Origin of the sequence: Coleofasciculus sp. LEGE 07092 (genome assembly GCF_015207375.1) — a bacterium.
Classification (GTDB): Bacteria; Cyanobacteriota; Cyanobacteriia; order Cyanobacteriales; family Coleofasciculaceae; genus LEGE-07092.
The window spans coordinates 51,318-66,066 of record NZ_JADEWY010000005.1 but is presented as its reverse complement, the minus strand read 5'-3'; the positions used below and the strand labels follow the sequence as shown (position 1 = coordinate 66,066).

The following is a 14,749-nucleotide window of genomic DNA, read 5'->3' as shown; positions in this document are numbered from 1 at the left end:
GAAGTGCTGCTGCTTTTATAGATGGGCATATTCTTACCATGTTAAAAATAATCCTTGAAAAAACATTATTTGTCAAGTGATCGCACGTTTGAACTTGGGAGGTAGGGATGCGATCGCTTCGAGCTATCAGTTTAATCATCAATTGACGGCATCGAGTGCTGGTCAGATGATGGCGTTTAATGGGTTAACGGCGGAGAATTTGGCGAAGCGGGCGACGGAATTGGTTGGGTAGAATTAAGTTAAATTAGTTAGCTTTCCCCTGCCTGAGTTAGTCTTGGGTAGGGGATTTTGTTTACAATAATTAATGGCTACAAAAATATTGTGGCGCAGTTACGGTACAATAAAAAATTGAACCAATTTGTTCTGATTTACTCAATAATTAAGCAGATGTTAAGAAGCTTATTGTTGTATGAAAGGATGTTAGCGATTAAATGCTAAAAGAGGTAATACTTAATAATTTCAAAAGTCATAAATATACACAACTTAGTTTAGACAAGTCGCGCTTACACGCACTCGTAGGACAGAACAGTTCTGGCAAAACATCAGTTTTGCAAGCATTACATTATCTGACTAGACTGGCAGGTTACGATAATTCATCATTCGCACATATATTTTAGTATGAGAGGGAACCTCAATTTATTACAACAATTGGGGAAGATACAATGTCTGTTACTGCGAGTGGTTTCTGGGGATACAGCAATCGGCAAAACTGGCAAGCTTCTTATCGATGGCAACAAAGCGTTAGTCCTCCTTGGTTTCCAACAGCTTCATGGAAGGTTGATCAAGATCAGGGAAGTTTGGAAGGATGGAAAAGCTCGTTAAACAATGCTCCCTCTCCAATACCTCAAGCATTGAGATACTCAGTTCACCTAAAGCTAGTAGCCAGTAATCTTGCTAAACCCTCTTATAGTGATGCAATTACGCCGCGAGTAGAGTTCGATGGTTCAGGTTTAGCACCTACTTTAGACTATCTTCGTAACGAAGCTCCAGATAACTTTCAATCCTTACAAGAAATGTTGCAACAGATTGTCCCAGGTGTACGGGAGGTAGGAGTAAGGCGAGCCAAGGTTCTTGTCAATCGGCAACGTTTAATCGAAGTCGATGGAAAATCAATCTCATACGAAGAAAGCCAGGAAATGGCAGGGCAGGAAGTTGTCCTAGACATGAATACGGGTAAGCGAATTCCAGCCCATGCCGTTAGTGAAGGAACAATGCTCACGCTAGGATTATTAACTGTTCTGATAAATCCTAATCAACCTAATTTAGTGTTACTGGATGATGTTGAACAGGGACTCCATCCCAAAGCGCAACGAGAACTAATTACTGTTTTTAAGGAAATTATTCAAGACAAGAACAATCTGCAAATTATTTTTTCTACTCATTCTCCTTATATTGTGGATGAACTTACTCCTTCTCAAGTCCATGTATTAAGTAACACCAATTCGGGCTTCACCCTCTCCAAACGTTTGGATGAACATCCGGATGTGGAATGGGCAAAACAAACCTTAACTACTGGAGAGTTTTGGGATGCTGAGGGTGAGGATTGGGTTGTTGAAGGAGAAGGAAGTGACTGAGTTCATCGTGATAGTGGAAGATGGTGCCGATGCACGAACCGCTACAAAATTAGCCGAGCGCATTCTAATAGAGAAAGTAGATTGGTTAGATGACGAATTTGACTATTGAGAGCCAAATGTTAATTGACAATAGCAATGGAGATTAGCGGACTCGAACCGCTGACATCCTGCTTGCAAAGCAGGCGCTCTACCAACTGAGCTAAACCCCCAGGTCACAGAACAGGCGAAGAAACACATTTAACCTCACCTTCGTTATTATACACGTTAAAGTCCCATTGCATAGCGATAAGCAAAAAAAAATTAGGCAGGGGAGCAGAAGGCATTAATTTCCAGCCTTTGCTGTCTATTCTGATTGGAGCGGAAACATGACGATTGTTGTTGCCACCTTTTATAAATTCGTTCGGTTGCCAGATTTTGCAGAGAAACAATCCCCTCTACTCTCGTACTGCACCCAACAGGACATCAAGGGAACCATTCTGCTTGCCGAAGAAGGCATTAACGCCACGATTGCAGGTTCGCGTCAGGGGATTGATGCAGCCCTATCCTTTTTGCGTTCTGACTCCCGCCTAGCAGACTTAGAGCCAAAAGAGTCCTACACCGACTCTCCCCCCTTTGAGCGCCTGAAAGTACGACTCAAGAAAGAAATCGTAACCTTGGGTGTTCCTGAAGTTGACCCAAACAACCAAGTTGGCACTTATGTCAGTCCCAAAGACTGGAACACTCTCATCTGTGATCCAAACGTTGTTGTCATTGACACCCGCAACGACTACGAAGTAGATATCGGCACCTTTAAAGGAGCAGAAAATCCAAAAACCGCCTCATTTCGACAATTCCCAGATTACATTCGCCGCCATCTCGATCCAACCCAGCACAAAAAAGTTGCCATGTTTTGTACAGGCGGCATTCGCTGCGAAAAAGCATCTTCCTTTCTGCTAAGTCAAGGCTTTCAGGAGGTGTATCACCTCAAAGGAGGCATTCTCAAGTATTTAGAAGAAGTCCCAGCCGAAGAAAGCTTATGGCAGGGGGAGTGTTTTGTTTTCGATGAGCGCGTAGCCATTCAGCATGGCTTGGCAGAAGGAACCCATGAGATGTGTCAAAGCTGCGGACACCCTATTTCTGATACCGATAAAACTTCCCCCCAATACGAGGCGGGTATTTCCTGCCCCTATTGTTTTGAGAGCCTGACACCAGAGAAGCGGGTGCGTCAGCAGGAAAGACAGCAGCAGAAATTCTCAAAGGGAGGTAGAGTGTAGCAGGAGAATTTTTGGGAAGAGTAAAGCAACAATCCCCCTTCTTTTCATACCCCACACCCTTTCTTCCATAAATGCTCCCGGTGGTGAAGGAAATCCCTGAAAATGAAGAGTAACTCCTGGAATTTATACTGTCTTAACCTGGGTATGTTTCCCTAGGGAACAAGACCCGTAACCAGGGGATTAACAAATTCAACTTCATTGTGTGGAATTGTCTCAAACTATCTCATGAATGTAAAAACCGTATCCACCCAACCCTTTACAGACCAAAAGCCCGGTACGTCGGGACTCCGGAAGCAAGTCCCCGTTTTCCGTAAGTTTCATTACTTAGAGAATTTTGTTCAGTCTATCTTTGATAGTTTAGAAGGCTATCAAGGAAAGACCTTAGTTTTGGGCGGCGACGGTCGTTATTACAATCGTCAGGCAATCCAGATTATTCTTAAAATGGCAGCCGCCAATGGCTGGGGACGAGTGCTGGTTGGGCAGGGGGGTATCTTGTCTACTCCAGCCGTATCCTGCATTATCCGCAAAAACCAGGCATTTGGTGGCATTATCCTCTCTGCTAGCCACAATCCCGGTGGTCCAGAGGGGGATTTTGGCATCAAGTACAACATCAGTAATGGTGGACCTGCACCGGAAAAGGTAACGGAGGCAATCTACGCCCGTAGCAAGGAAATTGAGAGCTACAAGATTTTTGAAGCCGCCGATGTCAATCTAGACGAACTGGGAACCTCTCAACTGAATGAGATGACAGTTGAGGTGATTGACTCAGTGGCAGATTATGCAGATTTAATGGAATCGCTGTTTGATTTTGATAGCATCCGCCAACTCCTAACCTCCGGTAACTTCCGGATGTGTATGGATTCCCTCCATGCTGTGACAGGTCCCTATGCCAGCGCTATTTTTGAGGAACGGTTGGGAGCGCCTGGGGGTACGGTGATGAATGAAATACCCTTAGAAGACTTTGGTGGTGGACATCCTGACCCAAATTTAGTCTATGCCCATGACCTTGTAGAAATTATGTACGGGGATAACGCCCCGGACTTTGGCGCGGCATCTGATGGGGATGGCGATCGCAATATGGTTTTAGGATGCAAGTTCTTTGTCACACCCAGCGATAGTCTCGCTATTTTAGCCGCGAATGCCCAACTAGTTCCCGGTTATAAAGACGGTTTGGCAGGCGTGGCGCGATCGATGCCCACGAGTGCAGCCGTAGATCGAGTGGCGAAACAGCTAGGAATTGATTGCTACGAGACACCCACCGGCTGGAAGTTCTTTGGTAATCTGCTGGATGCAGGCATGGCAACTCTCTGTGGCGAAGAGAGTTTTGGCACCGGTTCTAATCATGTGCGCGAAAAAGACGGGCTATGGGCGGTGCTGTTCTGGCTGAATGTTCTAGCCGCGCGGCAACAGTCTGTGGAGGAAATTGTAAAAGAACACTGGCAGACTTACGGGCGCAATTACTACTCCCGCCATGATTATGAAGGTGTGGATAGCGATCGCGCTAACACCCTGATGGAAAATCTGCGCTCTAGCTTACCCAACCTGAAAGGTAAGCAGTTTGGTGACTATCAAGTTGACTATGCTGACGACTTCAGCTACACCGATCCCGTTGATAGTAGCGTTAGCCAAAAGCAGGGCATTCGGATTGGGTTTACCGATGGCTCCCGCATCGTCTTCCGACTCTCTGGTACTGGCACTCAGGGTGCAACGCTGCGGGTTTATCTAGAAAGTTACGAACCGGATGTTGCCAAGCAGCATCTCGATCCGCAGGAGGCACTCGCCAAGTTTATTGCGATCGCTGATGAAATTGCTCAAATCCGTAGTTTCACGGGTATGGACAAGCCGACGGTTATTACCTGATGGTCGTCTTTGACATCTTTGACAGGCAAGATGCCTGTCCTACGGGGTAATTTATTGTTTGGAGTTCCCTAAAGGCACGGCTTGATGAGTCTAGAGAACCATTACATCTGCCGTGCCTCTACCCTGTACTTTGTGTTGCTCATGAAATTGATGACTCTCGTGTTGTTCTTGGTACTATCCTTTGCTATTGCTTTTCCTGCTGAAGCGTCTTTTTGCCGCAACACGAAAGACCACTCTATTTGTATTTTGAGTATCAAGCGCAGTGCTAAATATTATTGGGAGTATAGAGCTGTCGTTAGTGTCGATGGAATTGAGCGACCCCTTGAGATCTATAACTGTCGCTCACGCCTGAGAGTTCAAAAAGATGGAACGGCTGTACCGTTTGAACCCAATGGTACAGGTGAGCTGATTTGTAATGTTCTCAAACGGTAGCTCTTAAAGGCTGTTTCCTGATTGACTGACAAAAAGAAGAGCGGCAGTTGCCAAAACCCCTGCAACTACCGACATTCAGGAACTAGAAGGAAATCCCACAGACTCAGGTCAAAAATTTCCTGGCTAACGGGATACACTCAAGTAAAACTAACTACGTTAATACTTTCTACAAGGTGTTTTTCAGCCATTCCTGAAAGTTGGCAAGAAACTTGTACTCTCCTCGTTAATTCCTCAAGCGATCGCGGCTGGGGTTAGAGACGTTTAAGTGGCAAAGCCTGGTTCAGGGACTGAACCTTGAGAAAAGGTCTGTTAAAAACTATGTTTTCAAACAAAACCCATGGATGCTAAAGAAATTCAGTTGCGTTATGCCGCCGGAGAGCGAGATTTTCGGGGGGTTGACCTTCAGGGGGCAGACTTGCGGGAAGTTGACCTGAGGAATGCTGACTTGAGTGGTGCCAATCTGAGCGAGGCTGACCTGCGTGGTGCTAACTTATCAGATACCGATCTAATTTTTACCATTCTGAGTGATGCAAATTTGAGTGGTGCCAACCTGAACGAGGCTAATCTGATTGGGACTCGGTTGGGTATTGCCAATCTGAGTGAGGCGAATCTGGTGGGTGCCAACCTGATTAGTGCGGAATTGGGGGGTGCTAACCTGGTGCGTGCTAGTTTAAGTCGTGCCTATCTCAGTGATGCCAGCTTAATTAAAGCCAACCTCAGTGAGGCTAATCTGAGTGGTGCGAATTTAAGTCTTGCCAACTTGATTGGTGTCAACTTGGTCGATGCCAACTTAATTGGTGTAGACCTGAGTGGCGCTAACTTGATTGAAGCCAATCTGAGTGGTGCTAACTTAAATGAAGCCAAGCTATATAGAGCGAATCTAGCTCATGCCAAATTAACGGGAGCTTCTTTGTATCATGCAAATTTAAAAGACGCCAATTTAGCTCAAACAGACTTAACCGATGCCAATCTAGAGCGAACCAACTTAGAAGGAACTCTTCTGAAAATGACTGAAAGTTCCCAACCTAGCTCAATGTCTTAATAAAACAGAATTGACCTGAGTCAATCTCAGTGTAAAGGAATATCTATCTCTTCATACTCCTTCAATGTTTGGTGGCAAAATTCTGTTAAACCTGAATTCCTACAACACCAGACATACCTATGGATGCCGACGAACTTCAGTCGCGTTATACAGCAGGAGAGAGGGATTTTCCAGACATTGACCTGCGCGAAGTTGACCTGCACGGTGCCGATTTGCGTGAGATCAACTTGCGGGAGGCAGACCTAACCGGTGCCAACTTGCATGATGCTGACCTCAGCGAAGCCGATTTGCGCGACGCTAATTTGATGGGTGCCGATCTCAGTGGTGCTGACCTAATTCTTGCCAGTCTTAGGAATGCCGATTTGCGAGATGCCAACCTACAGGATGCCAACTTGATTGGTGCCAAATTGAGTGTTGCCAATCTCCGGGATGCCAACTTGATTGGTGCCAATTTAAGTGGTGCTGAGTTAAGCTGTGCTGACATGAGTCACAGCAATTTAACGACTGCCTATCTCAGTGGTGCCAACCTGATTAGAGCCAACCTCTATGAGGCTGACTTAAGTGGAGCTAACTTGACTATTAGCAACATGATTGGAGTCAACCTGAGTAGTGCCAACCTGAGTAATGCCAACATGGGTGGAGCCAACCTTATTGAAGCTAACCTGACGGAAGCTAACCTAGAAAGTGCTAGTTTATGCCGAGCTAACCTTGCTTACGCTAAACTCAATGCGGCTTTGTTAGAGAATACTGACTTAAGGGATGCTAACTTAGCTGGCACTGACTTTACCCATGCTAAGTTAAACAATGCCCAACTCGAAGGTACTATCCTCAGTGTGGCTGAAGCATCCAATTCTAGTTGAGGGTCAGCATCAAGTGATAGCAAAGCCTAAACGTCATGTGATTTCTAGACTTTAGTCAGGGTGAAGCGCTGGAGCATTCACGGAAAGATGTTGTAAGCGGTCTTGTTGGCAGTGAAGTCAAAGTGTTGTTATTATTCGTTGTTTTTGCTGATGACTCTCAGTGGTAGAGTCTAGATAACTACACGAGCAACACAATGACCTTGCCACTAGACCCAACTGAAGAGCGTCTAGAGCGCCTGTTAGCAGTAGTCGAACAGCTTGCTGAGACTGTAGAACGGCAAGCTCAGGCAGCACAGGAGCAGCAGCAAATGATTCAGCAGTTTGTTGGTGTATTAACTGAACAAGCGATCGCCATTACCGAACTCACCCAAACGGCTAGGGAAGCTGTTGTGGCGTCTCGGCGTGCAACACAAGCGAGTAATGCGGCTGCGGTAATGGCAAAAAACCATGAAAATACGATCCGTGACCTTAGTGAAGAACTAAGACAGGAGCCTCGTTAGTTATTGTACTGCCCGATCGCTGTTCACGGGTTCCCTGGTTGGTACACTTAAGCTGCGGAAATAAATGCTGCCGATCGCAAACAAAAATAGCAAGTAACTCACCGCTTGCAGTAAATAGATTTTGGCTCGATAGCCAAATAACGCTTTAAGTACTAAACCGGGAAATTTATTGTCGGGTAAAATACCGCTAGTATCCCAAACCCTTGCTCCCAAGAAGCAGGAATGCTCTTCTGCCAAGTGATCATAGTAGAAGCACAAAGGTTGTGACTGAGGGTTTATCTGCGCCAAAGCAGCAGCAGCTTGATCAAAATGAGCTAAGACTCCCACGACTAAACCCGCCACAATCAGGAGTAATAAGACGCCCATCACTTGGAAAAACTGGCGGATATTAATCTTGACGCCCCACTTGAATAGGAGAAAACCAACGACGACAGCTCCGATGATGCCAGCCACTGCTCCTAAAGCAGGCACCAGCCCTTGCTGAAACTTAGCAACGATAAAGACAACCGTTTCAAAACCTTCTCGCAAAACGGCAATGAAAATCAAGCCAAAGACGCCCCAACCTGCTTTTGTCCCTTGGGCGATCGCTAATTGGAGATTCCCTTCTATTTCAGCTTTGAGCGATTTCGCCTGCTGCGTCATCCAAATTAGCATCCAACTGAGCAGTGCGATCGCTATAACACCAAACACTGCCTCTAGAAGGGGTTCAATTACGGGGGCGTACTCGGGATAGGTGGCACTCAAAGCCTGAATGCCCCAAGTAAATAAGATACCCACTAAAACACTGACAACAATTCCCGCCACCACACCGCTATACACCCAAGGGTTGAGCTGTTCGGCTTTGGCTTTTTGGAGGCACGCCAGTACAATTCCTACCACAAGGGCAGCTTCTACTCCTTCCCGGAGAGTAATAACAAAAGTGGGTATAGCAGGACTAAAATCCATGATTTATAGCGAGTCTAAAGACGAAGGACGAATCAACCAAAGTCGCGCAACATCTTTTTAATTTCTAGGCTGTGCATTTCTTCTTGACCGATTTGGGTACGGGCAAATTCTTCTAGATACACGCTCGCATTGTCAACAGTATCCAGTAATTCTTTATACAGTTCTAATGCTTTCTTCTCGTGGTTGAGGCTTTCTGCCAAAATATCCCGCACTGAATGTTGGTAAGTTTCCTCAATGGGTGAAATCTTCTGACTGGGATGCCCTTCTAAGCCCGTAATAATCTCTCCGGCTTGTTGAGCATGGAGTAAAGATTCTGTTGCCTGCATTTTAAAAAAATTTACAATTGGAATTCGGTTGGGACCTATCACCATCAGAGAATAATGGGTGTAACGCACAACACCCGCCAGCTCGAATTCCATGATGCTGTTGAGGAGGCTAATAGTCTTTTGCAGATCAAGCTCTTTCATCAATTTTGAGTGTTTAGTGATTAGGTTAACTTAGGGTTGTCCTCGAAAGCTCAGAGATTTTCAAAACACTGAATCTCTCAATCTTCTATTCTCCATTTTCTAGAAACTCTCGCATATACTGGTTGACTAACTCTGGTTGTTCCTGTTGCACCCAATGACTGCAATTGGGAATATAACGGATTTGGAAGTCACTGACATAGGCTTGCGTTCCATAAGTCAACTCCTTCTCCAAAGCTTTGTCCTCTTCACCCCAAATCATCAGCGTTGGCACCGACAGGACACCCCACTCCTTTTGCAGCAGTCCGCTGACAATATTGCGATAGTAGTTGAGCATTGCCGTTAATGCCCCCCGTCGCGCTGCTGCATCCTTATAGGCTTCTATATCGGCTGGGGTGAAGGTGTTTTTATCAACTGTCATCTCCGTAAGGATACGATCAATTAAGCTGTAATCCCATACCTGCAAGGACAGTTCTGGCAATAGGGGTAACTGAAAGAACAATATATACCAGCTACGCAACAATTGCTGGGGAATTCGCAACCCTTCTATAAACTTAGCAGGATGGGGTATATTGAGTACAATCAGCCGCTCTACCATATCAGGATGAGCGTAGGCAAAACACCAAGCGATCGCACCACCCCAGTCATGACCCACAAGTATACAGCGATCATACCCTAGCGCCCGAATTACGCCCTCAATATCTGCAATCAGCTCTCTCATTGCATAGGCGGTTTGCTCTTGTGGTTTGTCGCTTTCGTTGTAGCCGCGCATATCTAGGGCAACCACGTTATAATTTTTGGCAAATTCCGGAATTTGGTGACGCCACGAGTACCAAAACTCTGGAAATCCATGCAGCATCAGCATCAGCGGACCTTCCCCTTCGGTCACGTAGTGCAGTTTGACCCAATTGCTGACAATGTACTTGTGCTGCCACGTTCCTTCTAGTACAGACATGGATATCTCCCGCGCTTTTTTTGCAATCTTATCAACTTTTGTTTGGGTTAGGCTCAAGCGCTTCTCTCAATGGAGAGAATCTAGGGAAGCTCGAGTGTAAATAATTAACAAAAAAAGCCTTATCAGTTCCCCTGCGAGTCTCTTTAGGATAAAAGGTTTTTTGACCATCCTCTTTTTGGGAGATTACCTCATCTAATTGTCTCCTTCTTCAGTCTCATCCCCATTTCTTAAAGCTTCATACTAAAGATTGATTGAAGTTAAATAAACAAAGAATAAAGTAGTTAAGTAATAACATCGCCTTGAAAAAAAGGAGATAAAAGTAATGAACCTTTCTAAGTTTTCCAAATGGGCTGGAGCTAGTGTAATGGCAGCTACTTTAGCAGTTGCCCCCTTCACGGCTCCCGCACAAGCTCAGTATGCCGAACCTGAGACCTATGATGGAGTTGAAGAAGTAGAAACTGAAAATGACTTCGACTGGGGTTGGTTAGGTTTGCTTGGTTTGTTAGGATTAGCAGGTTTAGCTGGTAAAAAGCGCAGAGAACCTAGTGTAAGTACTACGGATTATGTTACTAATGACCCTACCGTGGGAGTTCGTCCTGGGTCAGATTACCATCGTTAGTCGTTGCCTTCCAAGCTGTGACTCCTGAATTGGCTACCTTCCGTGATGTTCTCTCCCGTTAAACACTCCCACGTTATAACGGGAGCCTCACTGGGAAAACCAGACCCTTAGCTAGGAGTCACAGCAATGCTATCTTCTGGAAGAGTAAGGCAACTTTGTCTAAATCTTTATCACCTGGCGATCGCTCAACACCACTGGATAAATCAATTCCACTGGGTTGGACTGCTTTGAGCGCATCTAAGACATTATCTGGCGTCAAGCCACCAGCTAGAAACCAAGGACGGTTAGGATGAAACTGTTCTAGGGTTTCCCAGTTAATAGTTTTGCCAGTACCGCCTAGGCTATTAGGATGGTAAGCATCCAACAGTAGCGTGTCCACCCAAGGGGTGTAAGTCTGAGCCAGTTTTAAACAATCTGGTGTTTTCACTCTCAGGGCTTTGATAATCTCTACTTCTGGGAGTACTTGACGCAGGTGTCTGCAAAATTCGATTGGTTCAGCACCATGTAGCTGAACTGCATTTAAACTCCCTTCGATAACAATCTTGCAGATTTCCTCAACAGGAGTATTGGCAAATACACCAACCCGGTCAACAGATTTCTGCAACTGTTCAATCACAGCCAGAATTTGACTGGGACTGACGTAACGGGGGGAGGCGGGTACACAGACAAATCCCAAAGCTGTTGCGCCTAGTTCCGCAATCGCCCTACCCTGCTCTGGTGTGGTAATGCCGCAAATTTTGACCCGCATGGTTGAAATTGGCAGTCTTTTGTAAAAATTGTTAATTATTCAAAACAAATTGATATTTTTCTACCTAAAGCTTTTTATTATTTTTTTATATTCTCTCCTCTACTGGCATCCGAAATCAGTTTTCGGTAGAGACGGAGGAGTCGGCGTCAGTCAATACGCCGTAGGCTTCAACCAGTTTTCTGGTGAGTTACAAGCTATATCCGCTTGTCGGTGTAGCAGTTGGCTCTGTATCAGTTTATCAACATAAGGAGAAAATCTCTTGATTGACACAATCTTATTAGCCGCTGTCCAACCCACCGTACCGCCAACCCCAGCGTGGACGCCTACGGTCGGACTAGTTATGATTTTGTGTAACCTGTTTGCGATCGCAGTCGGTTACTTCGCTATCCAGAAAAGTGGGGTAGGTCCAGATTTACCAGTTCCCAAGCCAGATATTTTCAAACGCTTTGGTCTGCCCGAACTCTTGGCGACAGTCAGCTTGGGTCATATTATCGGCGCTGGCGTTATCTTGGGATTGACTAACGCAGGAGCCATTTAATCCTAGGGACAGGGAGTAGGAAAACCGAGGAGTCTTACTCCCTCTTCTGTCAAAGGAGCTAGCCTCTAGCCCTTCAAGAGCAATAGAGGAAATTAGCGATTTTTACAGGGATAAGGTAGAGTCTTCTAAGAAACAAGTGAAAGATCGCGGGACTATTTTCCCTTTCCCCCTTCTCAATCATTTCATTAACTTGAGTACTGCTATCGATTCCTTCGTTGCCCTAGCACTCCAGGTTAAGTGTCACGCCGTTAATCAAGCGCGTGACAGTACCGAAGCGCGATCATTCATACAAAATGCCATCAAGGGTTTAGATCAACAAATTGCTGCAAGTATTGCCTTTATCGGGTCAGACTGTAAGTTAGTAGTGTTGCCGGAATACTTCCTGACGGGTTTTCCGATGGGAGAATCGCTGACGGTTTGGGCAGAGAAAGCTTGTCTGGATATGGCAGATCCAATCTACGAGGCATTGGGCGAAATTGCCCAGAAGCATGACATCTTTCTGGCGGGAAATGCCTACGAACTCGATCCTAACTTTCCCAAATTGTATTTCCAGACTTGCTTTATTCTCGATCCATCGGCAGCGATGGTGTTGCGATATCGACGGCTTAATTCTATGTTTGCCCCTACTCCTCATGACGTATGGGACAAATACCTCGACTGTTATGGTTTAGAGGGGGTATTTCCCATTGCCAAAACTGCGATCGGTAATTTAGCAGCACTAGCATCTGAAGAAATCCTCTATCCCGAGGTAGCACGGTGTTTGGCATTGCGGGGGGCAGAGATTTTCTTGCACTCAACGTCAGAAGTGTATGGTAATCTGCGATCGCCTAAAGAAGCAGCTAAGATTGCCCGTGCGGTCGAAAATATGGCATATATTGTATCTGCCAATACCGCAGGGATTGCCAATATTCCCATTCCAGAAGCATCTGTAGATGGTGGATCTAAGATTATTGATTATCGGGGATTGGTATTAACGGAAACAGGGGCAGGAGAAAGTATGGCAGCGTTTACTGAGATTGACTTAGCGGCTTTGCGACGATACCGCCGCCGTCCGGGATTGAATAACCTGCTTTCCCGCCAGCGCTTGGAACTGTATGCCGACAGCTACCGCCAATTTCAGGTTTATCCAGCAAACACGATGGTGGATGGTGTCCCCAATCGTCAGCATTTTATCCAAACTCAGCGAGAAGCGATTGAGCGTTTGGATAAAATGGGCTTGATTTGAATCGCTCTTTTGTCACTCTGAATAAAAATGCTATATCGACTCACACTGACTGGCTCTCCTCGGAACTGTCTTCTGAGTCAGAGACTTCAGCATCTAATTCACGCCGATAAGCAGCCATATCGGTTTCAATACTAAAGTTACTTTTGCTGCACTATAGACATATCCCCCTTTTTTAAGGGGGGATTAGGGGGGTGAGTTTTTGACTTTTACCGTACCGTCAAACGATACCGACCCCGCCCGCGCCGATCATAGGCATTAACGATCGCATTGTAGACGCCAGTACGAGGTAAGGTAACGGTGAGGTTGGAATTAGAATTGTTTTGACTGATATCATCATTTTCACCAATCGGCTGACCGTTAGAATCGAGTACAACTAAATAGGTGTCAAAATCAGGACTAATCAAGTCAAGGGTTACTGACTGTCCGGCTCGACCTTCAAAGGCATGAACTTTGAACAAACTGCCATCAGAGGGAAGTACGGACGCACCGGGATCGAGAATGCCCTCTTGCTGCAAAATAAAGCGATCGCGACTTACTGAACTTCTCCCTGCCGCCGCCGCCTGTAGGTTGTAACTTCCAGCTTGTCCGGCTTCATAGGAGTTAGCAATTAATAGGTAAGTACCATTGGTGGGTAGGGTAGTAACGATTTTGGCGTTAGTCCCACCTCCACTATCATCATCTTGAGCTAAATCATTACCATTAACATCAAGCAAAATCAAATAGGAATCAATTTGCCGACTGCTCATGTCAATTTGGATTCGCTGACCTGCCCTTCCTTCAAAAGCATAGAGGTCAAAGAAGCTGTTGTCTACGGGCAGAACATTACTCCCCTGACCCAATCGACCAGGCACCACCGCACCATTTAAGGCTAAGGGTTGCGGGCGGCGATCACTAGGGGTGGGGGCTTGCTGCACGGCTGTTCGGGGAGCGCGTCCCTCACGTACAGCGGCTAAAAAGGGTTGAATTTTATCAATGGCGATCGCAAACCCAATCCCAATATTACCACCGTTAGGACTGCCAAAAATAGCGGTATTGACGCCAATCAATTCACCCTGACTATTAAGTAGGGGTCCTCCAGAATTACCAGGATTAATGGCAGCATCCGTTTGAATTAAACCTCGTTGTGGGTCGATGCGGCTGACAATTCCCACGGTAAACGTGCCTTGAAACTGACCAAAGGGATTGCCAATCGCAAAGGCTCGCTGTCCCACTTGAACGGAAGTCTGCGCAAGGGTAACGGTGGGTAAATTGTTCTGACTGCGAATTTTTAAAACGGCTAAATCCAAACCGCTATCCCCAAAAGCGATAACATCTGCCGCTAACCGTCTACCGTCTGCCAACATCACATTAACGGTAGGATAACCGGCAACAACATGGGCATTGGTTAAAACTATCCCATCCGATGTCATGATACTGCCGCTGCCGGTACTGTTTCCCGTGTCAATCGAAACTACGGCTGGGCTGGCTCGTTGATAGACGCGAATGTTGATTTGTTCATCAATATCTTGAGCTAAAACGGCATGAGGTTTCAGAGAAAAACTGAACCCATCAACAGTTGCGATCGCGTCAAAGGTAATAGCACCAATAGCGGCTGCGGCAGTAATGATTCCCGATGTGGCGATACGCAGGCGTTTAGTACTCATAAGTTGATGGGCTTGAACCTTAGGGAACTGTCGTAACATTTTCGATCTCGAAGGGATAGGCAATGGGCGGGCAGAGGGTTTGATTCCTTTC

The 14,749-nt window shown here is 45.9% G+C and carries 17 protein-coding genes and 1 tRNA gene; 12 read left to right on the top strand and 6 right to left on the bottom strand.

The features are described from left to right. Window positions 1-76: 76 nt before the first annotated feature. From IQ257_RS02500 to IQ257_RS02495, 3 genes are all read left to right on the top strand, one after another. Entirely contained in the window at window positions 77-232 is a 156-nt protein-coding gene (locus tag IQ257_RS02500; protein ID WP_193873010.1) for a hypothetical protein, read from the top strand. 199 nt (window positions 233-431) lie between these two features. After that, entirely contained in the window at window positions 432-617 is a 186-nt protein-coding gene (locus IQ257_RS31335; RefSeq protein WP_228060356.1) for an AAA family ATPase, read from the top strand. 45 nt (window positions 618-662) lie between these two features. Then, a complete protein-coding gene (locus IQ257_RS02495) occupies window positions 663-1,574 on the top strand; it encodes an AAA family ATPase (RefSeq protein WP_228060355.1) in 912 nt (303 codons plus the stop codon). Window positions 1,575-1,710: 136 nt separating this feature from the next. Here the strand turns inward: IQ257_RS02495 and IQ257_RS02490 are convergent. Continuing rightward, window positions 1,711-1,783 (bottom strand) — tRNA-Ala (locus IQ257_RS02490). A 156-nt stretch (window positions 1,784-1,939) separates the two neighbouring features. Between IQ257_RS02490 and IQ257_RS02485 the strand changes: the two genes are divergently transcribed. The 6 genes from IQ257_RS02485 to IQ257_RS02460 all read left to right on the top strand — a co-directional run bounded on the left by IQ257_RS02485 (window position 1,940) and on the right by IQ257_RS02460 (window position 7,521). Continuing rightward, a complete protein-coding gene (locus tag IQ257_RS02485) occupies window positions 1,940-2,827 on the top strand; it encodes a rhodanese-related sulfurtransferase (protein WP_193873011.1) in 888 nt (295 codons plus the stop codon). Between the two features lie 225 nt (window positions 2,828-3,052). Further along, window positions 3,053-4,687: an alpha-D-glucose phosphate-specific phosphoglucomutase gene (locus IQ257_RS02480; protein ID WP_193873012.1), complete on the top strand. Its 1,635-nt coding sequence runs from the start codon at window positions 3,053-3,055 to the stop codon at window positions 4,685-4,687. A gap of 84 nt (window positions 4,688-4,771) precedes the next feature. After that, a complete protein-coding gene (locus tag IQ257_RS02475; RefSeq protein WP_228060354.1) occupies window positions 4,772-5,119 on the top strand; it encodes a hypothetical protein in 348 nt (115 codons plus the stop codon). 337 nt (window positions 5,120-5,456) lie between these two features. Further along, window positions 5,457-6,161: a pentapeptide repeat-containing protein gene (locus IQ257_RS02470; protein ID WP_193873013.1), complete on the top strand. Its 705-nt coding sequence runs from the start codon at window positions 5,457-5,459 to the stop codon at window positions 6,159-6,161. Window positions 6,162-6,280: 119 nt separating this feature from the next. After that, window positions 6,281-7,021 carry a pentapeptide repeat-containing protein gene (locus IQ257_RS02465; protein ID WP_193873014.1) on the top strand — a complete coding sequence of 247 codons (741 nt, stop codon included), beginning with the start codon at window positions 6,281-6,283 and terminating at the stop codon, window positions 7,019-7,021. A gap of 194 nt (window positions 7,022-7,215) precedes the next feature. Next, window positions 7,216-7,521 (top strand): hypothetical protein, encoded by a 306-nt coding sequence (locus IQ257_RS02460; protein WP_193873015.1) that lies wholly within the window; start codon window positions 7,216-7,218, stop codon window positions 7,519-7,521. Here IQ257_RS02460 and IQ257_RS02455 read toward each other — a convergent pair whose 3' ends face one another. The 3 genes from IQ257_RS02455 to IQ257_RS02445 form a co-directional block, all read right to left on the bottom strand. Then, entirely contained in the window at window positions 7,522-8,466 is a 945-nt protein-coding gene (locus IQ257_RS02455) for an FTR1 family iron permease (RefSeq protein WP_193873016.1), read from the bottom strand. A gap of 32 nt (window positions 8,467-8,498) precedes the next feature. Continuing rightward, the gene (locus IQ257_RS02450) at window positions 8,499-8,933 is read right to left on the bottom strand and encodes a ferritin-like domain-containing protein (protein WP_193873017.1); all 435 of its coding nucleotides are present in this window, start codon (window positions 8,931-8,933) and stop codon (window positions 8,499-8,501) included. An 85-nt stretch (window positions 8,934-9,018) separates the two neighbouring features. After that, window positions 9,019-9,885 carry an alpha/beta fold hydrolase gene (locus IQ257_RS02445; protein ID WP_193873018.1) on the bottom strand — a complete coding sequence of 289 codons (867 nt, stop codon included), beginning with the start codon at window positions 9,883-9,885 and terminating at the stop codon, window positions 9,019-9,021. Between the two features lie 322 nt (window positions 9,886-10,207). Here IQ257_RS02445 and IQ257_RS02440 point away from each other — a divergent pair, with 322 nt between their 5' ends. Then, window positions 10,208-10,504, top strand: coding sequence for a WGxxGxxG family protein (locus IQ257_RS02440; protein WP_193873019.1), 297 nt, complete (start codon window positions 10,208-10,210; stop codon window positions 10,502-10,504). A 118-nt stretch (window positions 10,505-10,622) separates the two neighbouring features. Here IQ257_RS02440 and IQ257_RS02435 read toward each other — a convergent pair whose 3' ends face one another. Then, window positions 10,623-11,252 (bottom strand): phosphoribosylanthranilate isomerase, encoded by a 630-nt coding sequence (locus tag IQ257_RS02435; RefSeq protein WP_193873020.1) that lies wholly within the window; start codon window positions 11,250-11,252, stop codon window positions 10,623-10,625. A 259-nt stretch (window positions 11,253-11,511) separates the two neighbouring features. On the opposite strand from IQ257_RS02435, the gene psaK reads away from it, so the two are divergent. Together psaK and IQ257_RS02425 are read left to right on the top strand one after the other, a co-directional pair. Continuing rightward, on the top strand, window positions 11,512-11,790 hold the full coding sequence (gene psaK / locus IQ257_RS02430) for a photosystem I reaction center subunit PsaK (RefSeq protein WP_193873021.1): 279 nt from the start codon (window positions 11,512-11,514) through the stop codon (window positions 11,788-11,790). A gap of 190 nt (window positions 11,791-11,980) precedes the next feature. Next, the gene (locus tag IQ257_RS02425) at window positions 11,981-13,015 is read left to right on the top strand and encodes a nitrilase-related carbon-nitrogen hydrolase (protein WP_228060353.1); all 1,035 of its coding nucleotides are present in this window, start codon (window positions 11,981-11,983) and stop codon (window positions 13,013-13,015) included. 206 nt (window positions 13,016-13,221) lie between these two features. On the opposite strand, the gene IQ257_RS02420 is transcribed toward IQ257_RS02425, so the two are convergent. Beyond that, the gene (locus IQ257_RS02420; protein ID WP_193873022.1) at window positions 13,222-14,658 is read right to left on the bottom strand and encodes a trypsin-like peptidase domain-containing protein; all 1,437 of its coding nucleotides are present in this window, start codon (window positions 14,656-14,658) and stop codon (window positions 13,222-13,224) included. Between the last annotated feature and the right edge of the window lie 91 nt (window positions 14,659-14,749).